Here is an 18,443-nt window from a genome sequence, read left to right as displayed (position 1 = left end):
CACGCTACGAGCGGGCCGTGTCGAGCGCTTCCGGCCCGAGGGTGACGCCGCCGCTCCTCCTCGAGGAGGAGCCGAGGTGTCAGTCGACCAGCCCGGACCGGTAGGCGTAGACGACCGCCTGCACCCGGTCGCGCAGCGACAGCTTGAGCAGCACGTTCGACACGTGGGTCTTCACGGTCGCGCGGCCGACGACGAGCCGCTCGGCGATCTCGTCGTTCGAGAGTCCCTGCGCCATCAGGCGGAGCACCTCGGTCTCACGACGGGTGAGCTGATCGGCCGCCGCGGTCATCGGCGCGTCCGGCATCCTGTCGCGGGCGACCGCCCGCTCGATGACGGCGCGGGTCAGCTCCGGGGCGAGCAGAGCCTCCCCCGCCGCGACCGCCCGCACGCCGTAGACCAGGTGCTCGGGGGGCGAGTTCTTCAGCAGGAATCCGCTCGCACCGGCGTCGAGGGCCTCGAGCAGGTAGTCCTCGCGCTCGAAGGTCGTCAGCATCAGCACCCGGGCGCTCTCCTGCGGATCCGCGAGCAGCCGCCGCGTCGCCTCGAGCCCCCCGATCCCGGGCATCTCGACGTCCATGCAGACCACGTCGGGGCGGGTCCTCGCCACGACCTCGAGGGCCTCCTCGCCGCTGGACGCCTCGCCGACGACGACGATGCCGGGCTGCACCGAGAGGATCGTGCTGATCCCCTGCCGCATCAGAGCGTGATCGTCGACGAGGACGACGCGGACGTCGCTCATACCCGCACCCCCAGGGGGACGGTGACCCGCACGACCCATCCGGAGCCGGCGCGCGGCAGCGCCTCGAAGGTGCCGTCGAGGGTCGCGGCGCGCTCCCGCATGCCGAGCAGGCCGAGGCCGCCGCTGCGCTGCTTCGGGCCGGGGCGGCCGAGTCCGTCGTCGGTCACCTCGAGCTCGACCCCATCGCCGCTGTACCGCAGGTGCACGCGCGCCCGGGTCCCGGGACCGGCGTGCTTGAGGACGTTCGTCAGCGACTCCTGAGCGATGCGGTAGAGGTTCAGCCCCACCATCGGAGGCACCTCGAACGGCGTCCCGACCCGCTCGAGCGAGACGCGGAGGCCCGCCGCCACGGCGTCGTCGATCAGTGCGTCGAGCGAGCCGAGGTCGAGCGACGCGGTGACCGGCCCGAGGTCGGCCTCCTCGTCGCGGAGGGTCCCGAGGAGCTGGTAGAGCTCGCCGACCGCCGCCCGCGACGATCCCTCGAGAGCCTCGAGCTGCCCGCGCGCCCGCCCCGGGTCGGTGCTCAGCAGCGTCCGCGCGGCCGCGGCCTGGACCCCCATCAGCGAGACGTGGTGCGCGACGGCGTCGTGCAGCTCGCGCGCGATCCGCAGGCGCTCGATGGTGATCGCCTGCCGGGCGACCTTCGACTGCTCGTCCTCGAGCTGCCGGGTGCGGAAGGCCGTCAGCGCCCGCTGGCGCGCCGACGACCAGGCGTGCTCGCCGAACCACCAGGCGCCGGCGAAGTAGAGGACGTTCACCAGGACCTGCTGCAGCATGTACGCGGCGACCGGGGTGAGCGCGCCGATCCCCTCGCCGTCGAAGTCGAGATCCTGGGTGCTCGCGCGGAAGAAGGTGATCGACAGCCAGATGCCCATCGCGGTGACGAGCACGCCCCGCGCCCAGGTCGCCCGCCGCCGGTCCGGATCCCACGCTCCCACGCTGTACAGCGCCATGAAGAGGGCGATGTTGGTGATGGTCACCTCGGGGACGCTCAGCTCGCCGGCGACCACGAACGCCGCGCCGGTGACGGCGAGCACGGCGACGGGCTGCACGCGGCGGAAGGCGAGCGGGAGCGTCACCAGCGCGAGGAGGCCGATGCTGAGGGCGGGCTCGGCGGGATCCGGCCACATGCCGATCGCGCGGCCCAGCACGAGCGAGAGGATGCCGGCGCCGAGGAGGGCGGCGGCGGTCGCGGCGTCGACTCTGCGCTGGTCGGCCGTCACCGGCGGCCTCTGCCACGCACGGGAATCGGGGTCGACGCTCATCTCCCGCTCAATCTAACGGCGGAGGCACCGCGACGGACTCCCCGGAGAGGAGGAGAAACGGCCCGGCTCAGCGGACCAGCAGCAGCCGGTACGGAGCCGCCCGCTCGACCCGCCAGCCCTCGGGTGCCACGGCGCGCAGCTCCGGAGCGGTGTAGCTGCGCCGCACCGACAGCGAGCCGTCGTAGTGCAGGAACGAGCCCGCCGCGATCGGCCGGGTCGCCATGGCGTAGGCCGTGTAGGCGAGCCGCGAGCGCTCGATGTCGTTGTGCAGGGCACGGGGAGCGAGTCGCTCGCTGTCCGCGAGGAGCGACTGGAGCGCCTCCGGAGCGAGATGGTGCAGCAGGTGGTTCGAGACGACGATGTCGTAGCGCGCACCCTCGGCGACGAGCTCGGAGCTGCTCGCCCGGCGGAACTCGACCCCGGCCGGCGCGGGCGTGGAGGTGGCGAAAGCGTAGGCGCGCTCGTCCGGATCCGCCGCGGTGACGGCCAGGCGCAGGCCGTCCTCGCGAGCCCAGCCGGCGAGCGAGCGGGCGATGTCGCCGCCGCCCGAGCCGATGTCGAGCAGTCGCGTGGGCTCGTTCGCGCTCAGGAGGGGCCGCACCCGGGCGCGGTACAGGCCGCGCCACCCCGAGACGAGACGGTTCACCGTCGGGAACCGCGCGTAGGTCGCGTCGAGCAGTGCGCGGTCGCACTCGGGGTCGTCCATCAGCTCCTGCGCCTCGGCCTCGCGCTGCCGGAGGTCGGGGCGGAGTGGAGCGCGGACGCTCACGCTCCGCCCCGCTTGGTGAGCAGTGCCATCTCGACCGTCAGGCCCGGGCCGAACGCCATCGCGCCGATCCGCTCGCCGTCGCGGGCCTCGCCGTGCAGGAGGCGGCGCAGGATGAAGAGGACCGTCGCGCTCGACATGTTGCCGTTCGTCCGCAGCACCTCGCGCGAGGGAGCGAGCTGCTCGTCCGAGAGCTCGAGCGCGCTCTGCACCCGGTCGAGGATGCTGCGGCCGCCGGGGTGCACGGCCCAGCGGGCGACGTCGCCGACCTCGAGGCCGGCCTCGCCGAGCGGAGCGGCGAGCGCGTCCGTGATGTTCGCGCCGATGATCGACGGCACGTACGTGCTGAGTCGCATCGAGAAGCCGTGGTCGCCGATCGTCCAGGCCATCTCGTCCTCGCCCTCGGGCGTGAGGGTGGACGCGAGTGCGTCGATCTCGAGGACGGGAGTACCCGGGGACGGCTCGCGGGCGGTGACGACGGCCGCCGCGCCCCCGTCGGCGAAGACCGAGGACGCGACGATCTGCTCTGGATCGTTGGAGGCGGTGAGGTGGATGCTGCACAGCTCGACCGTGACGACGAGCACGACGGCCCCGGGGTCGGCCTCGCAGAAGGCCTGCGCGGCGCGGAGGCCGGGGAACGCGCCGTAGCAGCCCATGAAGCCGAGGTGGAAGCGCTGCGTCGTCGGCGCGAGGCCGAGCCGGCGCACGAGCTGGTAGTCGGGGCCGGGCGCGTAGAAGCCGGTGCACGAGACGGTGACGACGTGCGTGACGTCGGCCGCCGCGAATCCGGCGGACTCGAGTGCTCGGCGCGACGCCTCCGTGAAGAGCTCGGGTGCGCGCGCCGTGTAGAGCGCGTTGCGGGCCGAGGTGCCCGGGTCGAGCAGGCGCCCCGACTCGCGGTCGTAGAAGACGCTGTCGCCCTCGTGCGTCCCGCGGTCGAGCTCGTCGACCACCGTGTGGCGGGTGTCGATGCCGGAGGCGTTGAACGCCGCCCCGATCAGCCGCGAGGCGAGCCGCGTGACCCCCGGCTGCTCGACGAAGAGGTCGCGGATGCCCGACTGCTGCAGCACCGTCGACGGGACCGCGGTCTCGATGCTCCGGATGTGCACGCTCACGCGCCGGAACCTACCGCACGCCGGTGGGAGCTCCCGCCGCTCAGAGGATCGGCTTCCCGCCGGTGACGGCGATCGTCGAGCCGCTCATGTAGCTGGCGTCGTCGGAGGCGAGGAGCACGTAGGCGTGCGCGACCTCGGCCGGCTGGCCGGGGCGGCCCAGCGGGACCTGCTCGCCGAACTCGGCGACAGCCTCCTGCGGCATCGTCGAGGGGATGAGCGGGGTCCAGATCGGGCCGGGGGCGACGCTGTTCGCGCGGATGCCCTTCGAGCCGAGCGCCTGGGCGAGCGACGCCGTCATGCTGAGCATCGCGGCCTTCGTGGCGGCGTAGGGGAGCAGCTGGTACGACGGCTGATCCGACTGCACCGAGCTGGTCGCGATGATCGAGGCGCCCTCCTTCAAGTGCGGCAGCGCCGCCTTGACGAGGTGGAAGTACGCGCTGAGGTTGGTGGCCACGGTGCGGTCCCACTCCTCGTCGGGGATGTCGGTGACCTCTTCGCGGCTCATCTGGAACGCGGCGTTGCTGACGAGGACCTCGAGGTGGCCGAGCGTCTCGACCGTGCTGGCGACGACCTGGCGGCAGTGGGCGGCGTCGCGCAGGTCTCCCGGGAGCAGGAGCGCCTCGCGCCCGGCCTCGCGGACCCACTTCGCGGTGTCCTCCGCGTCCTCGTGCTCGTCGAGGTACGAGATCGCGACGTCGGCGCCCTCGCGGGCGAAGGCGATCGCGACGGCCTTGCCGATGCCGCTGTCGGCTCCGGTGACCAGGGCGACCTTGCCGCTGAGTCTGCCGGTGCCGCGATAGCTGGTCTCGCCGTGGTCGGCCTTCGGGGTCAGCTCTGCCTCGGTGCCGGGCGGCGTCTGCTCGGGGGATTCCGGAGTCATGGCGGTCCTCTCGTCTCGATGCTCTGGCGACGTCTCGTTCAGGCGACGTCTCGATGTCCATGCAACAGGGTCGGGCGGTGCCTCCCCAGGGGCTTGACGGCCCCGTCAACCCCGAGACACCGGAGGTGGCCAGGCGCTTCACTGGGTCCACTGCCGCTACTCCGCGGCCCACCGAGGAGGCCCTCATGAGCATGCCCAGCGACCGCGACGGCTCCGACCCGAACCGGACGGAGCAGCTTCCCGACGGGATCGGCTCGACGTCGACCCGTCCCGCGACCGGCGCGACGCCCGCCCACCCCGCGACCGGCTCGGCACCTGAGCACCGCGCCCCGGTCGATCAGGACTCCGCCGAGGCGAAGCAGGCCCGCGCCGCCGCCCGCAAGGACATCCACCAGCGCGAGCGCGACAGGTTCGGCGGGCTCAAGATCGGCTGCGCCTTCTTCGGCTGGCTCGCGGCGACCGGGCTCGCGGTCATCCTCACCGCCCTCGTCACGGCGATCGGGGCGGCCGTCGTCGGCACGCAGGACGTCACGGCCGATCTCGCCGCGGACCCGGCCGCGTTCGGCTGGGTCGGCGCGATCGCGCTGCTGGTGATCCTCCTGGTCGCCTACTACTCCGGCGGCTACGTCGCCGGGCGCATGGCCCGCTTCAACGGTGCCAAGCAGGGCGTGGCGGTGTGGGCCTGGGCCGTGATCGTCGCGATCCTGGTGGGCATCGCCTCCGCGATCACCGGAGGTAGTCAGGTGCTGTCCGCGGTCAGCGGCTTCCCGACCATCCCGCTCGACGCGGGCGACGCCACCGTTGCCGCGATCGTGACGGCGCTCGCCGCCCTGGTCGTCTCGCTCGTCGGCGCGGTGCTCGGCGGGCTCGCCGGCATGCGCTTCCACCGCCGCGTCGACCGCGAGGGCCTCGCGGGTCTCGCCGTCTGACGCCCCCCGCGAGTCTCTGCTCGGGCGCAGCGCACCCAGCCCATCGCGCACTCGAGTTGAGACGCGCCTACGCTCGCCCGGGTGATGAGTGCGCGTGCGGAGCAGGCCGTCGGTGAACTGCAGGAGTGGCGGCCCGGGCCGCTCGAACGGCTCCGGGACGAGTACCTGGGGTTCGTGGCGGCACGGGGCGATTCGGCTCTCGAGCGCGACGGCGGGCCCGAGCACCTCACGGCGAGCTGCTTCGTGCTGTCGCCCGCGCTCGACCGGGTGCTGCTCTGCTACCACCGCAAGGGGCGCTTCTGGGTGCAGCTCGGCGGGCACCTCGAGCCGGACGACGCGTCGCTGAGCGCTGCGGCGCTGCGGGAGGCGCGCGAGGAGAGCGGAGTGGGCGACCTGCGGCTGCTCGGGTCGCTGCCGGTCGACCTCGACCGGCACGCGCTGAGCTCGGGCTTCGGCCGCTGCAGCACGCACTGGGATGTCGGCTACGCGGCGATCGCCGATCCGGAGGCGCCGCTCGTCGTCAGTGACGAGAGCGACGACGTGGCGTGGTGGCCCGTCGATACCCTGCCGGAGGAGGTGCCGCCGGAGTTCGCGGCGCGGCTCCATGGGGCGGTCGCGGCCGCTCGCGAGCGCCGGTAGTGCACGATGGGGCGATGAGCGCCTCCGATCGACCCGTCGTCGTCCTCGCCGGAGCGAGCGGATTCCTGGGCACCGACCTCGCCCGCCGCTTCACCGCCGACGGCTGGGACGTGCGGCGCATCGGCCGTACCGGCCCCGACGCGAGCTGGGGCGACACCGCGAGCGTCACGCGGGCCCTCGACGGTGCCCGGCTGCTGGTGAATCTCGCCGGGAAGAGCGTCGACTGCCGCTACACCGCGGCGAACCGCGCCGAGATCCTCCGCTCGCGCATCGAGACCACGGAGGAGCTGCACCGTGCGGTCGCCGCCGCAGCGACTCCTCCGGCCACCTGGATGAACGCGAGCACGGCCACGATCTACCGCCACGAGGAGGAGCGCGCCCACACCGAGGACGAGGGCGTGCTCGGCGAGGGGTTCTCGGTCGACATCGCCCGCGCGTGGGAGGCGGCGTTCTTCGGCCCGGAGACGCCCGCTACCCGGCGCGTCTCGCTGCGGATGGCGATCGTGCTCGGCGACGGGCCTGCGACGGCGATCCTGCTGCGGCTCGCGCGCCTCGGGCTCGGCGGGCCGCAGTACGACGGCCGCTGGCCGGGCACGCGCGCGCGGCGCGAGGCCGGGGTGCACCACGAGTACCGGCCGACGCACGGGCGCCAGCACTTCAGCTGGATCCACGTCGAGGACGTGCACCGCTCGATCCTCTTCCTGGAGGAGTCGGCCCTCGAGGGGCCGGTGAACCTCGCGTCGCCGAACCCGAGCGACAACACCGAGCTGTCGCGGCTCCTGCGCGCCGCCGTCGGGCGCCGCCTCGGCCTGCCCGCTCCGCGCTTCGTCCTCGAGCCGGCGACCCTGCTGCTCCGCACCGAGCCCGAGCTCCTCCTGAAGAGCCGCTGGGTCGTCCCCGCCCGCCTCGAGGACGCCGGCTTCCGTTTCACCCACCCGGACCTGGGCGAGGCCCTCCGCGACATCGTCGCCACGTCTCGCTGAGGCGACCCTGCGCTGGGCCCGGATCTCGAGTGTCCAGAAGTTGTCGTACTCGAGTATCGAGTACGACAACTTCTGCGGAGTGGATCTCGCTCTGCCGGGAACAGGCTCGAACGGTCAGGACTTCGCGACGCGCGCCGCGATGTCGCGACGGTACTGCCCGCCGTCGAGGTGGATCAGGTCGAGCGCCTGGTACGCCCGCGCGCGGGCCTCGGTGAAGTCGGCGCCGCGGGCCACGACGTTGAGCACCCGGCCGCCGGTGGCGACGAAGCGCCCGTCGACGAGCTGGGTCGCCGCGTGGGCGATCGTGACTCCGGGGACCGCTGCTGCTGCCTCCAGGCCGCTGAGCGAACGGCCCGTGACCGCGTTCTCGGGGTAGCCCTCGCTGGCGAGCACGACGGTGACCGCGACCTCGTCGGTGAAGACGGGCCACGGCACGGAGGCGAGCGAGCCGGTGGCCGCCGCGTGCAGCAGGGCCGAGAGCGGCGAGGCGAGGCGGGGAAGAACGACCTGCGTCTCGGGGTCGCCGAAGCGGGCGTTGAACTCGATCACGCGGATGCCGTCGTCGGTGACGATGAGCCCGCAGTAGAGGAGTCCGACGAACGGGGTGCGCTCGCGCTCGAGCTGGCGGATGGTCGGGATGGCGACCGTGTCGATGACCTCGTCGACGAAGGCGCGCTCGTCGGCCCAGCGGTCGGCGAGCCAGGGGAGAGGGGAGTAGGCGCCCATGCCGCCGGTGTTCGGGCCCTCGTCGCCGTCGCCGAGCCGCTTGTAGTCCTGCGCCGGCGAGAGAGGGACGACGTCGTGGCCGTCGGAGAGGAGGAACAGCGAGACCTCCTGGCCGGCGAGGAACTCCTCGATGAGCACGTCGCCCGACTGCAGCCAGAACTCGGCGTGCGCGACCGCCGCGCTCCGCGACTCCGTCACGAGGACGCCCTTGCCCGCGGCGAGACCGTCGGCCTTGACGACGTAGGGGGCGCCGAACTCGTCGATGACGCGGCTCGCGTCGACGAGCGTCGAGACGCGGGTGGCGCGGCCCGTCGGCACGCGCGCCATGTCCATCACGCGCTTCGCGAAGGTCTTCGAGCCCTCGAGGGCGGCGGCGGCGCGGTCGGGTCCGAAGGTCGCGATGCGGCGCTGACGCAGGGCGTCCGCGACTCCGGCGACGAGAGGCGCCTCGGGGCCGATGACGACGAGCTCGATGCCCTGCTCGAGCGCGAAGTCGGTGACGAGACGGGGGCTGTTGGTGTCGAAGTGGATGACCTCGACGTCGCGCGCGATGCCGGCGTTGCCGGGCGCGGCGATGATCTCGTGCCGCTCCTCCTCCGCGAGGAGAGCCGTGATGATGGCGTGCTCACGGGCACCCGAACCGAGGACGAGGATCTTCACCCTGACAGGATAGGCCCGGCCTGCGAGGCGCCCGCCCTTCCGCCGGCGCGGGAGAATGGACGCATGGCCAAGGGCAGGATCGACGAGCAGAGCGGCCAGGAGGCGGTGCGCGCGGCGCTCGCCGGGGCGGTCGACCGGAACACTACGGCGACGGCGGTCCGCTTCCTCCTGCAGATCATCGAGACGAACGTGCCGGGGCGCAGCGTCGAGGTGCGCGTCCCCCCGTTCGGTGCCGCTCAGTGCGTCGAGGGCCCGGGCCACACCCGCGGGACTCCGCCCAACGTGATCGAGATGGACGCCGCGACCTGGCTGCCGCTCGCCACCGGCTCGCTGCCCTGGCAGGAAGGACTCGCGAGCGGGCGGATCCACGCCTCGGGGGTGCGGGCCGACCTCACGGCGTTCCTGCCGATCCTCCGACTGACCTGACTCGACAGGGCCCGGCCCGACTCGACCTGGCCCGGCCTGGCCCGGCCTGAGCCGACCGGCCCGATCGACGGACGACGCATTAACTTCTCGTAAACGCAGGAGCCGCCTCCGCCGAACCGTTTGACGGGAGCCGTGCCGTCGGGTTGTCTGGGAAAGTTCCCCTTATGCGGCAGGAGTTCTCTCCGAAACGCCGCTCGATGCTTGGAGTCCTCCACCAGATGCACAGCGCACCCTCCGGCCGAAGCGGCCTCTCCCGATTCCTCTCCGCGGCGGCCGTCGGCGCCGTCGCCGGAGCGGCCCTGCTGGGCGCCGCGCCCGCGATGGCCGCCGATGCCACGATCATCGACGTCTACACGATGAACGACTTCCACGGCCGCCTCGAGGCGACCGCGGGCGCCTCCGTCTCGCAGAGCACCGCAGGTGCCGCGTCGATCGCCTCGGCGTTCTCAACCCTCAAGGCCGAGAACCCCGACAACTCGATCCTCGTCTCGGCGGGGGACAACGTCGGCGCCTCGACCTTCACCTCGCTGGTGCAGGACGACAACCCCACCATCGACGCGCTCAACGAGATCGGCCTCAGCGCCACGGCGATCGGCAACCACGAGCTCGACCACGGGCGCGAGGACCTCGACGACCGCATCATCCCGCGTGCGGACTACGAGCACATCTCGGCCAACCTCCTCGAGAAGGGGACCGACGAGCACGCCTACGCGCCGTCGTACGTGCAGGACTTCGACGGAGTGAAGGTCGGCTTCATCGGCGCCGTCACCGAGGACCTCCCCTACCTGGTCAGCCCCGACGGAATCGCGACCCTCGACGTCGCACCGATCGTCGACTCGATCAACGACGAGACCGCTCGCCTGCAGGACGGCATCGACGACAGCGCCGACGCCTCGATCCCCGCCGAGCAGAAGAACCTCGAGGCCGACGTCGTCATCGCCGTCATGCACGAGGGCGCAGCGTCGCCCGACGTGAGCTTCACCGACCCGGCGTCCGTCTTCGGCACGATCGTCAACGGGATCGGCGGGAACGTCGACGCGATCGTCTCCGGCCACACCCACCAGGCGTACGACCAGGAGGTGACGGTCGACGGCAACACCCTCCCCGTCCTCCAGACCGGCAGCTACGGCACCTACCTCGGCCACCTCGAGCTCACCGTCGACCCGGCCACGAAGGACCTGACGTCGATCACGTCGAACCTCGTCGACCTGCTCCAGCCGGTGCAGGTGACCGACCCGAAGGGCGTCGTCTCGACCGTCTACCAGCCGATCTACACCGCCGACTCGACCCCGGTGGGCCAGACGGTCGCCGCGCTCGTGCAGGACGCGGTCGACGTCGCGAACGTCGAGGGCGCCGTCTCCATCGGCTCCGTCACCGCCGACATCCGCCGCGGCGTGCAGTCGGACGGCACCGAGAACCGCGGCGCGGAGTCGACGATCGGCAACCTCGTCGCCGACGCGCAGCTCTGGGCCACCCAGGCCGAGCTCGGCACGCAGATCGCCTTCATGAACCCGGGCGGCATCCGCCAGGACATCACCTACGCCACCAGCGGCGAGGGCGATGCCGACGGCAACGTCACCTACCGCGAGGCCGCGATCGTGCAGCCCTTCGCCAACACGCTCGTCACCGAGACGCTGACCGGCGCGCAGATCAAGACCGTCCTCGAGCAGCAGTGGCAGCCGGGCAAGTCGCGTCCCGAGCTGCACCTCGGCATCTCGGCCGACCTGTCGTACACCTACGACCCGACCGCCGAGGTCGGGTCGCACATCACGGGAGTCTTCTTCCAGGGTGAGCCGATCGCCGATGACGCGACCTTCAAGATCGTCACGAACTCGTTCCTCGGAGCAGGCGGCGACAACTTCACCGAGCTGGGCAACGGGACCGACAAGGCCGACTCCGGCCGCGTCGACCTCAACGCCTTCACCGACTACATGGCGGCGTTCTCGCCCGTCACGCCCGACCCCGCATCGCGCTCGATCGGGATCGTCGAGACGAGCGAGGAGGGCGCCGAGACGCTGAGCTACGACCTGTCCTCGCTCGACGTGAACAACTCGACCGTCCGTGACGACGAGGTCCAGGTACTGATCGACGGCGAGCAGGTCACCACCGCTCCCATCGACCACAGCATCGTCGACACCACCGACGAGCAGGGCCGCGCCTCGGTCGGCTTCTCCATCAGCGAGCTGGCCGCGGGTGACCACGAGCTCGAGTTCGTGCTGCCCACCACGGGCGTCTCGGTGCTCTACACGCTCACGGTGACGGAGTCGGCCACGCCCACCCCGGCGCCCACCCCGGTCGAGACCGTGGTTCCGACCACCCCGTCGACGCCGGCTCCCGCCGTGCACGCGCCGACCACGCCGACGAAGCACCTCGCGGCGACCGGCGTCGACGCGACTCCGGCCTTCGCCGCCGGCATCGCGGCTCTGCTGCTCGGCCTCGGGATGACGGCGGCACGCCTGCGCCGCCGCTCGACCGTCAAGTAGTCCACGCAGCAGAAGGCCCCGCGGCTCCGGTCGCGGGGCCTTCTGCATGCCCCCGGGAACGCGGAAGCACCCCGGGAACGCAGGAACGCCGCCTCCCACCTGGGAGACGGCGTTCGAACGCGATGAGGTGCTGTCGCTGAGCGCGGAGCTCAGTGCTGGGCGGGGACCTGACGGTAGCCGTCGCGGCTGGCGACGAGCACCGTCGACACCGTGCCCCACGCAGCGAGGGCGCTGAGGACGACGAGGATTGCGATGCTCATGAGTGTTCTGCCTTTCGTTGTGGCGGAGTCTGATCCATCCGCCCGGTTATTCGGTACAACGTCCACTGTGGCCCCGTCTGTTCCTTAGGACCATCACACGGTTCTTGGCCCGACATGTAGCGTTGCTTCATGGACGTGCGGCGGCTGGAACTGCTCAGAGAGCTCTCGATGCGGCGCTCGATCACCGAGGTGGCTGAGGCGACGCACCGCACCCCCTCCGCTGTCTCGCAGCAGCTGAAAGTGCTCGAGCGCGAGGCGGGAGTGCCGCTGATCGAACGCTCGGGACGCGGAGTCGTGCTGACCGCGGCCGGCCGTGAGCTCGCCCGGAGCGCCACCGAGATCGCGATCGCGCTCGAGCGCGCCGACGCCGTCTGGCAGACCTTCAAGAACAACCCGATCGGCGAGGTGACCATCGCGACGTTCCCGACGGCCGGGCAGATGCTCCTCCCCAGGGCACTGGTCGCCCTGCGGAGCGTCGAGGGGCTCGTCGTGCAGTGCGAGGACGCGGATCCGGGAACGGACGAGTTCGCCGATCTCACCGCGGACTTCGACATCGTGCTCGGCCACTCGCCGAACGGACGCAGCGCCTGGGCCGGCCGCGGCCTCGCGATGGCGGAGCTGATGGTCGAGCCGCTCGACATCGCCCTGCCGCTCGACCACCGTCTCGCCGACCGCGCGACGGTGACGGCCGCCGACCTCGTCGGCGAGACCTGGATCGGGGTGCCCGACGGCTTCCCGTTCGAGCGGATCATGCAGGAGATCGAGACCGCCTCCGGTGGGCCCGTCCGCGTCGAGCAGCGCTTCGCCTCGACGAGGGTCACGGAGGCGTTCGTGGCGGCCGGCCTGGGCATCGCGGTGGTCCCGCGCTACACGGCGGGCACCGCCGGGATCGTCGTGAAGCCGCTCCGCGGAGTGAACTCGGTGCGCCACATCGTCGCGCTGATGCGCCCGGACCGCGCGGAGCGGCTGTCGGTGCGCACGGTCGTGCGCGAGCTGCGGGCGCAGGCCGGCCGTATCGTGCACACGATGTGAGGCGCCGCCGGCGCGGGCGCAAGTCGTCGCTCACGTGCGGTCGCGCGGGAGACAATGGAGGCATGACCGACCCGCTCGACTCCTCGCCGCGCTCCGATGTCGAGATCACGCGCGAAGAGGTCGAGATGCGGCGCTCGCCGCGGGTCTGGCGGATCCTGGCGCTCGGCGCCGGCATCGGTGCCATCGTCGCCTTCGTCCTGACCTTCGCGCTCCCCGAGACCGAGGGCTTCTCGAAGGGTCAGATCTTCGGATTCAGCCTGCTGCTGTTCATCACGCTCTTCGGGGCCCTCGCGGGGCTCATCGTGGTGATCCTCGACCGGTTCGTGGGACGCAGGGTGGTCCGCGTCACCGCCGAGCGCACGGTCGCCCGCGAGACGGCGGAGGAGAGCGCGGAGTCACCCGAGGACGCCCCGGACGACTCCGCCCGCTAGATCGCGAGTTGGCGAGTACGACGCTGTGCCCCACCGCGACGGCGGCCTCAGCGAAACCCGCCCCTACCCGGCCGGTGCCGATCACCGCGATCGTCGTCATCGAGGACTCCTGTTCCACTCTCGAGTGGCGCACGCACCCGTGCGCCTCCTGACCATGTTCCGCCCGCTGAGCCGCGGCGCCTTCCGTCAGGTGACGTACCCCGGAGGGACGGGGATGTCTCCGCTGACGTCAGGAGACCGGAGGCTCGGCGGAGGCTCGGCCGTGGACCGCCAGGATCTCCTCCGCGCTGATGTCGGCGCCGAACAGCGCGCCACCCGGCTGCAGGATCCGTCCCTCGCGCAGCGCCCCAAGATCCACCGGGTCGAAGCCCAGCGCGTCGACCAGGACGGCGGCCTCCCGGCGGTCGACGGGACGGTCGCCGACGATCGCGATGCCCTTGCGCCCGGGTGCGCCGACGGGGCGCGGCTCCTCGTCGAGGTCGTGGTAGCCCATGTGGTTGAACGCCTTGACGACTCGTGAGCCCGGGAGGAACCGGCTGACCATCTCGCTCGTCGTGACGTCCGGGTCGGTCAGATCGGTGCGCACTCCGTCGATCTCCCACCAGTAGTTCATCGTGTCGATGACGAGCTTCCCGGCGAGCGGGTCGACCGGGATCGAGCGGTACTTGCCGAGCGGGAGCGCGAGGATCGCGATGTCCGCCTCCGCCGCCGCGGTGGCGGCCGTCACGGCCTCCGCTCCGGGCGCGAGCACGTCGACGGTCAGGGCGATGGCGGAGGGATCGCGCGAGCTGCTGATCAGAACGCGGTACCCCGCGGCGAGGGCGAGGCGGGCCAGGACGGTGCCGACCTTGCCCGCGCCGAGGATGCCGATCGTGATGGGCTGTCCAGTGGTCATGGCTCCAGCCTCTCAGCGGCCCAGGACGTCGATGACCATCGGGACGAGGCTGCGCAGAGTGGGACCGCGCGGCCGCACCCTCCCGGGGGCCGCAGCGAGGTCAGCGACCCTTGCGCGCCGTGCGGCGGGCCTGGGTCTGCGCCGCGCGCTTGGCCTTCTGCGACTTCTTCACGCGGCCGGCGATGAACGTGAGCAGGAACGGCAGCAGGCGGTAAATCACGGGGACTCCTCGTCTCGGGGCGCCCAGGATCGGGCACGCTGACGATCATGCGATGCCGGGGGTGCTCGGATCACCCGCTTGCGCGCCGCCGAGCAGTGTGCGGGGCCGAACCGAGCACCCGATCAGCTGAGCTGCGTGCGCTCGACCCAGTCCAGGTACTCCGGAGTCACGGTCCCGGTGACGTAGTCGCCGGTGAAGCAGCTCGTCTCGAGATCGGTGACGTCCGATCCCTCGATGATCGCCGCCGTCATGTCGGCGACCTCCTGGTAGATCAGGTAGTCGGCGCCGATGGCCTCCGAGATCTCGGGGATGCGCCGGTTGTGGGCGACGAGCTCCTGCCGCGACGGCATGTTGATGCCGTAGACGTGCGGGTAGCGCACGGGAGGGGCGGCCGAGGCGAAGGTGACCGTGTTCGCTCCGGCCGTGCGGGCCATGTCGACGATCTCCTTCGACGTCGTGCCGCGCACGATCGAGTCGTCGACGATCAGCACGTTCTTGCCCTTGAACTCGCTCGACATCGCGTTGAGCTTCTGCCGCACCGACTTCTTGCGCACCGCCTGGCCGGGCATGATGAACGTCCGCCCGACGTATCGGTTCTTGTAGAAGCCCTCGCGGTAGGGGATGCCGAGCTTCTGCGCGACCTGCATCGCGGCGGGGCGCGAGGAGTCGGGGATCGGCATGACCACGTCGATGGCGCCGCCCGGCGTGTAGGCCGCGATGGTGTCGGCGAGGCGGTCGCCGAGGCGGAGGCGCGCCTCGTAGACCGAGATCCCGGACAGCACGGAGTCGGGGCGGGCGAGGTAGACGTACTCGAACGAGCAGGGGATCAGGCGCGGGTTCTTCGCGCACTGACGGCTGGTCATCCGGCCGTCGGGCGTGATGAAGATCGCCTCGCCGGGGGCGACGTCGCGCACGATCTCGAAGCCCTGGGCCTCGAGCACCAGCGATTCGGAGGCGACCACCCAGTCGTCCGGTCCGTTGACGCCACCTGCCCCGAGGGCACCAGCGCGGCGGCCGACGATCAGCGGGCGGATGCCGAACGGATCGCGGAAGGCGAGGAGGCCGTGGCCGGCGATCAGCGCGATCGTGGCGTACGAGCCCTCGACGCGCTCGTGCACGCGGGCGACGGCGTCGAAGACCTCATCGGCGTCGAGGTCGCGGCCCGAGATCGACGCCTGCAGCTCGTTCGCGAGCACGTTGACCAGCAGCTCGGTGTCGGACGTGGTGTTGAGGTGGCGCCGGTCGACGCGGAAGAGCTCTTCGGTGAGCTCGCGCGTGTTCGTCAGGTTGCCGTTGTGGATGAGGATGATGCCGTACGGAGCATTCACGTAGAACGGCTGCGCCTCCTCCTCGCGCTCCGCGTTGCCCTTGGTCGCGTAGCGGACGTGGCCGAGCCCCATCGTGCCGATCAGCGAGCGCATGTCGCGGGTGCGGAACGCCTCCCTGACCTGCCCCGCCGCCTTCTTGATGTGCAGCGTGCTGCCGTCGGCCGTCGCGATGCCGGTCGAGTCCTGGCCGCGGTGCTGCAGGAGCGAGAGGCTGTCGTAGATGGACTGGTTGACGGGTCCCGAGGAGACGATTCCAACGATTCCGCACATGCCGGATGGGCTCCCAAGGGGATGGAGGGGGGATGACGGTCCATCCTGACACGCGGTGGACGCTCGCCCTAATGGTTCGCCGTCGGCGGATCCGTCGGCGCGAGGGGCTGCTTCGTGCAACCGTCAGGCCGATCGGTGGGACGGCGGGCTCGGTTGGTCATCGACGAGCACGTCCCGATTCCAGGAGCTCCCGCGACCACGCGACCTCGCGCTCGAGCTGCCCCGTCTCGGTGAAGAGCCGCACCTGATGGGTGTCGGGCAGAACTCGAGCCAGTTCGCCCCGATCGGCCGGCCCGAAGCCGAGCGTCTGCCAGAAGGGGCCCGAGCGGCGCGAGAAGAGCCAGGCCCGCGTCGCTCCGGCGGCGATCGCCTCGGTCAGCGCATGCCTCGCCAGGCGGGAGCCGGCACCGGCCACACGACGGGAGGCGGCGACCGCGACGCTGCGGACCAGCGCGTGCGCGCCGTCGGCGCTCAGCTCGAAGCCGGTGCTCCCGATGATCGTTCCGCCGTCCTCGCGGTCGATCCAGAGACGGACCGCGGGATCGTCCAGACCGGCGAGGGTGAGGTCGGCCTCGGCGAGGAACGCGCGGAGGGCGGCGAGATCGTCGGGAGCGGCGGCGAGGAGAGGCACGACGACGATCCTCGCGTCGGGCGGTGGCACACGTCGATCCCCGGCGGGCGGTAGCGCCCTTGGGTAGGGTCGTCGCGTGACGAATGAGACGAGCAGCTACGCCCGCGCCGGAGTCGATACGGCGGCGGGCGACCTCGCGGTCGAGTTGATGAAGGCGGCGGTGTCGGCGACCCACGACCGCAACGTCCTCGGGGGAGTCGGCGGGTTCGCCGGGCTCTACGACGTGTCGTTCCTCAAGGACTTCCGGGCTCCGCTGCTCGCGACCTCCACCGACGGCGTCGGCACGAAGGTCGCGATCGCGCAGGCGATCGACAAGCACGACACGATCGGCCAGGACCTCGTCGGCATGGTCGTCGACGACATCGTCGTGGTCGGCGCCCGCCCCCTCTTCATGACCGACTACATCGCCTGCGGCAAGGTTGTGCCCACGCGCATCGCCGACATCGTCGCCGGGATCGCGCGCGCCTGCTCCGCGACGGGGACCGCCCTCGTCGGCGGCGAGACCGCGGAGCACCCCGGCCTGCTCGGGCCCGACGACTACGACGTGGCGGGCGCCGCCGTCGGCGCGGTCGAGGCGGACGCCGTGCGGGGCGCCGACCGCGTGCGCGACGGCGACCTCGTGATCGCGATGGCCTCCTCCGGACTGCACTCGAACGGCTTCTCGCTGGTGCGCCGCATCCTGGCCGACCGCGGCGTCGGCTTCACCGACCGCTCCGACGAGCTGGGCGGTGTCGTGGGCGAGGTGCTCCTCGAGCCCACCCGCCTCTACACGGCGCCGCTGCTGGCCGTGCTCGACGACGAGGTCCTCGGGTCGAGCGTGCACTCGATCAGCCACGTCACCGGAGGCGGCATCGCGGCCAACCTCGCGCGCGTGCTGCCCCGCGGCTCCTGGGTCGAGGTCGACCGGGGCTCGTGGAGCCCCGCCGACGTGTTCCGGGCGCTCGCCTCGATGTCGGGGGCGTCGCTCGAGAGCACCGAGGGCACGTGGAACCTCGGGATCGGGATGTTCGCCGTGGTGGAGGCCGACTCGGCCCGCGCGGTGATCGCGAGCTTCGAGCGCGTGGGAGTCCCCTCCTGGATCGCGGGACGCGTCACGATCGGCGAGCGCGGGCTCGACGGGTTCGAGCAGGGCGCGAAGGGTGTCGACGGAGGCGCGGTGCGGCTGGTCGGGGCGTACGCCGGCTGAGCCCGGGCTCGCCGAACCGGTTTCTGCGAGCCGGAGGCGCTCCGAGGTCAGGCGGAGCGGCTCCGTGATGCGTGCGCGCGCTCCCAGGAGTGCTCGTGGCGGGTCAGCCGGTGCGCGCCGAGGGCGCAGAGGACGAGAGCGGTGGCGGTCGCCAGCAGCGCGGCGAGCCAGGTCGACGCGTCCCGGCTGACCAGCAGGTTCGCGGAGGCGATCAGCACGCCGGTCGCCGAGCCGAGGCTCGTGCCGACGACGAAGGCGCGGTCCCCGCGGCTGATCGCCCGGGCCGACACCATCCCGGCGACTGCTCCCACCCCGCCCGTGAGCCCGATCCCGGCTCCGGAGGCGATGCCCATCAGCATCCCGAAGCTCACGAGAGCCGACGGATCGAGGGTGCCCGCGCGCAGGGCGGCGGGCAGGTACAGGACGAGGGCCACCGCGGCGCCCACGGCGCCGCCGACCAGGATCGCGCCGACCAGCAGGGCGGCAGTGACATAGCTGATCCGTGCCACAGGGCGCACGGATCCTTCGGGTTCGAACATCGCGGCTCCATCGACGCGAGCCCGCGGGTCGTTCCACGGG

Annotated in this window: 19 protein-coding genes; 8 read left to right on the top strand and 11 right to left on the bottom strand. The window is 72.0% G+C overall.

Annotation, left to right across the window (positions count from 1 at the left end):
* Positions 1 to 79 precede the first annotated feature (79 nt).
* From ASG06_RS17115 to ASG06_RS17095, 5 genes are all read right to left on the bottom strand, one after another.
* A complete protein-coding gene (locus ASG06_RS17115) occupies positions 80 to 739 on the bottom strand; it encodes a response regulator (protein ID WP_056044833.1) in 660 nt (219 codons plus the stop codon).
* Positions 736 to 2,004, bottom strand: coding sequence for a sensor histidine kinase (locus ASG06_RS17110; RefSeq protein WP_056044831.1), 1,269 nt, complete (start codon positions 2,002 to 2,004; stop codon positions 736 to 738). The genes ASG06_RS17115 and ASG06_RS17110 overlap by 4 nt, the downstream gene beginning before the upstream one ends.
* Positions 2,005 to 2,071: 67 nt before the next feature.
* Complete coding sequence (locus ASG06_RS17105) at positions 2,072 to 2,773, bottom strand: class I SAM-dependent methyltransferase (RefSeq protein ID WP_231727810.1); 702 nt, start codon at positions 2,771 to 2,773, stop codon at positions 2,072 to 2,074.
* Positions 2,770 to 3,885, bottom strand: coding sequence for a type III polyketide synthase (locus ASG06_RS17100; protein WP_056044828.1), 1,116 nt, complete (start codon positions 3,883 to 3,885; stop codon positions 2,770 to 2,772). Before ASG06_RS17100 ends, ASG06_RS17105 begins: the two co-directional genes overlap by 4 nt.
* Positions 3,886 to 3,925: 40 nt before the next feature.
* Complete coding sequence (locus ASG06_RS17095) at positions 3,926 to 4,765, bottom strand: SDR family oxidoreductase (RefSeq protein ID WP_056044826.1); 840 nt, start codon at positions 4,763 to 4,765, stop codon at positions 3,926 to 3,928.
* A gap of 185 nt (positions 4,766 to 4,950) precedes the next feature.
* Here ASG06_RS17095 and ASG06_RS17090 point away from each other — a divergent pair, with 185 nt between their 5' ends.
* The 3 genes from ASG06_RS17090 (at position 4,951) to ASG06_RS17080 (ending at position 7,316) form a co-directional block, all read left to right on the top strand.
* Positions 4,951 to 5,694, top strand: a complete 744-nt coding sequence (locus ASG06_RS17090) for a hypothetical protein (RefSeq protein ID WP_056044824.1) — start codon at positions 4,951 to 4,953, stop codon at positions 5,692 to 5,694.
* Between the two features lie 84 nt (positions 5,695 to 5,778).
* Positions 5,779 to 6,333 (top strand): NUDIX hydrolase, encoded by a 555-nt coding sequence (locus ASG06_RS17085; protein WP_056044822.1) that lies wholly within the window; start codon positions 5,779 to 5,781, stop codon positions 6,331 to 6,333.
* Positions 6,334 to 6,347: 14 nt separating this feature from the next.
* Positions 6,348 to 7,316 carry an epimerase gene (locus ASG06_RS17080; protein WP_056044820.1) on the top strand — a complete coding sequence of 323 codons (969 nt, stop codon included), beginning with the start codon at positions 6,348 to 6,350 and terminating at the stop codon, positions 7,314 to 7,316.
* Positions 7,317 to 7,430: 114 nt separating this feature from the next.
* Here ASG06_RS17080 and purD read toward each other — a convergent pair whose 3' ends face one another.
* A complete protein-coding gene (gene purD, locus ASG06_RS17075) occupies positions 7,431 to 8,702 on the bottom strand; it encodes a phosphoribosylamine--glycine ligase (RefSeq protein WP_056044818.1) in 1,272 nt (423 codons plus the stop codon).
* A gap of 63 nt (positions 8,703 to 8,765) precedes the next feature.
* Here purD and ASG06_RS17070 point away from each other — a divergent pair, with 63 nt between their 5' ends.
* From ASG06_RS17070 to ASG06_RS17055, 4 genes are all read left to right on the top strand, one after another.
* Entirely contained in the window at positions 8,766 to 9,128 is a 363-nt protein-coding gene (locus ASG06_RS17070; protein WP_056044816.1) for a sterol carrier family protein, read from the top strand.
* Between the two features lie 218 nt (positions 9,129 to 9,346).
* Positions 9,347 to 11,611: a bifunctional metallophosphatase/5'-nucleotidase gene (locus tag ASG06_RS17065; protein ID WP_056044813.1), complete on the top strand. Its 2,265-nt coding sequence runs from the start codon at positions 9,347 to 9,349 to the stop codon at positions 11,609 to 11,611.
* Between the two features lie 389 nt (positions 11,612 to 12,000).
* Positions 12,001 to 12,903: a LysR family transcriptional regulator gene (locus ASG06_RS17060; RefSeq protein ID WP_056044811.1), complete on the top strand. Its 903-nt coding sequence runs from the start codon at positions 12,001 to 12,003 to the stop codon at positions 12,901 to 12,903.
* 62 nt (positions 12,904 to 12,965) lie between these two features.
* Positions 12,966 to 13,334 (top strand): hypothetical protein, encoded by a 369-nt coding sequence (locus ASG06_RS17055; protein WP_056044809.1) that lies wholly within the window; start codon positions 12,966 to 12,968, stop codon positions 13,332 to 13,334.
* Here the strand turns inward: ASG06_RS17055 and ASG06_RS20700 are convergent.
* From ASG06_RS20700 to ASG06_RS17040, 4 genes are all read right to left on the bottom strand, one after another.
* Positions 13,249 to 13,434 (bottom strand): NAD(P)-binding domain-containing protein, encoded by a 186-nt coding sequence (locus ASG06_RS20700; RefSeq protein WP_156466030.1) that lies wholly within the window; start codon positions 13,432 to 13,434, stop codon positions 13,249 to 13,251. The two genes, ASG06_RS17055 and ASG06_RS20700, sit on opposite strands and share 86 nt — an antisense overlap.
* A 129-nt stretch (positions 13,435 to 13,563) precedes the next feature.
* Positions 13,564 to 14,229: an NADPH-dependent F420 reductase gene (locus tag ASG06_RS17050; protein WP_056044808.1), complete on the bottom strand. Its 666-nt coding sequence runs from the start codon at positions 14,227 to 14,229 to the stop codon at positions 13,564 to 13,566.
* 342 nt (positions 14,230 to 14,571) lie between these two features.
* Positions 14,572 to 16,047, bottom strand: coding sequence for an amidophosphoribosyltransferase (gene purF, locus ASG06_RS17045; RefSeq protein WP_056044806.1), 1,476 nt, complete (start codon positions 16,045 to 16,047; stop codon positions 14,572 to 14,574).
* Positions 16,048 to 16,204: 157 nt separating this feature from the next.
* Positions 16,205 to 16,678 (bottom strand): GNAT family N-acetyltransferase, encoded by a 474-nt coding sequence (locus tag ASG06_RS17040; RefSeq protein WP_197409449.1) that lies wholly within the window; start codon positions 16,676 to 16,678, stop codon positions 16,205 to 16,207.
* Between the two features lie 76 nt (positions 16,679 to 16,754).
* Between ASG06_RS17040 and purM the strand changes: the two genes are divergently transcribed.
* Positions 16,755 to 17,864: a phosphoribosylformylglycinamidine cyclo-ligase gene (gene purM, locus ASG06_RS17035; protein ID WP_056044804.1), complete on the top strand. Its 1,110-nt coding sequence runs from the start codon at positions 16,755 to 16,757 to the stop codon at positions 17,862 to 17,864.
* 47 nt (positions 17,865 to 17,911) lie between these two features.
* Here the strand turns inward: purM and ASG06_RS17030 are convergent, their stop codons facing one another.
* Positions 17,912 to 18,403: a hypothetical protein gene (locus ASG06_RS17030; RefSeq protein ID WP_231727809.1), complete on the bottom strand. Its 492-nt coding sequence runs from the start codon at positions 18,401 to 18,403 to the stop codon at positions 17,912 to 17,914.
* Positions 18,404 to 18,443 lie beyond the last annotated feature (40 nt).

The sequence above is a fragment of the Rathayibacter sp. Leaf185 genome (assembly GCF_001423885.1).
In the GTDB taxonomy this organism is placed as follows: domain Bacteria; phylum Actinomycetota; class Actinomycetes; order Actinomycetales; family Microbacteriaceae; genus Rathayibacter.
Note: the sequence above shows the minus strand (reverse complement) of the source record. Positions and strands in the feature narration are given on the sequence as shown.

Bases quoted from the DNA above. Each gene is read 5' to 3' on its own strand.
- ASG06_RS17115 (WP_056044833.1), bottom strand. From the start codon at position 739: ATGAGCGACGTCCGCGTCGTCCTCGTCGACGATCACGCTCTGATGCGG.
- ASG06_RS17110 (WP_056044831.1), bottom strand. From the start codon at position 2,004: ATGAGCGTCGACCCCGATTCCCGTGCGTGGCAGAGGCCGCCGGTGACG.
- ASG06_RS17095 (WP_056044826.1), bottom strand. From the start codon at position 4,765: ATGACTCCGGAATCCCCCGAGCAGACGCCGCCCGGCACCGAGGCAGAG.
- ASG06_RS17090 (WP_056044824.1), top strand. From the start codon at position 4,951: ATGAGCATGCCCAGCGACCGCGACGGCTCCGACCCGAACCGGACGGAG.
- ASG06_RS17085 (WP_056044822.1), top strand. From the start codon at position 5,779: ATGAGTGCGCGTGCGGAGCAGGCCGTCGGTGAACTGCAGGAGTGGCGG.
- ASG06_RS17080 (WP_056044820.1), top strand. From the start codon at position 6,348: ATGAGCGCCTCCGATCGACCCGTCGTCGTCCTCGCCGGAGCGAGCGGA.
- ASG06_RS17070 (WP_056044816.1), top strand. From the start codon at position 8,766: ATGGCCAAGGGCAGGATCGACGAGCAGAGCGGCCAGGAGGCGGTGCGC.
- ASG06_RS17065 (WP_056044813.1), top strand. From the start codon at position 9,347: ATGCACAGCGCACCCTCCGGCCGAAGCGGCCTCTCCCGATTCCTCTCC.
- ASG06_RS17060 (WP_056044811.1), top strand. From the start codon at position 12,001: ATGGACGTGCGGCGGCTGGAACTGCTCAGAGAGCTCTCGATGCGGCGC.
- ASG06_RS17055 (WP_056044809.1), top strand. From the start codon at position 12,966: ATGACCGACCCGCTCGACTCCTCGCCGCGCTCCGATGTCGAGATCACG.
- ASG06_RS20700 (WP_156466030.1), bottom strand. From the start codon at position 13,434: ATGACGACGATCGCGGTGATCGGCACCGGCCGGGTAGGGGCGGGTTTC.
- ASG06_RS17050 (WP_056044808.1), bottom strand. From the start codon at position 14,229: ATGACCACTGGACAGCCCATCACGATCGGCATCCTCGGCGCGGGCAAG.
- purF (WP_056044806.1), bottom strand. From the start codon at position 16,047: ATGTGCGGAATCGTTGGAATCGTCTCCTCGGGACCCGTCAACCAGTCC.
- ASG06_RS17030 (WP_231727809.1), bottom strand. From the start codon at position 18,403: ATGTTCGAACCCGAAGGATCCGTGCGCCCTGTGGCACGGATCAGCTAT.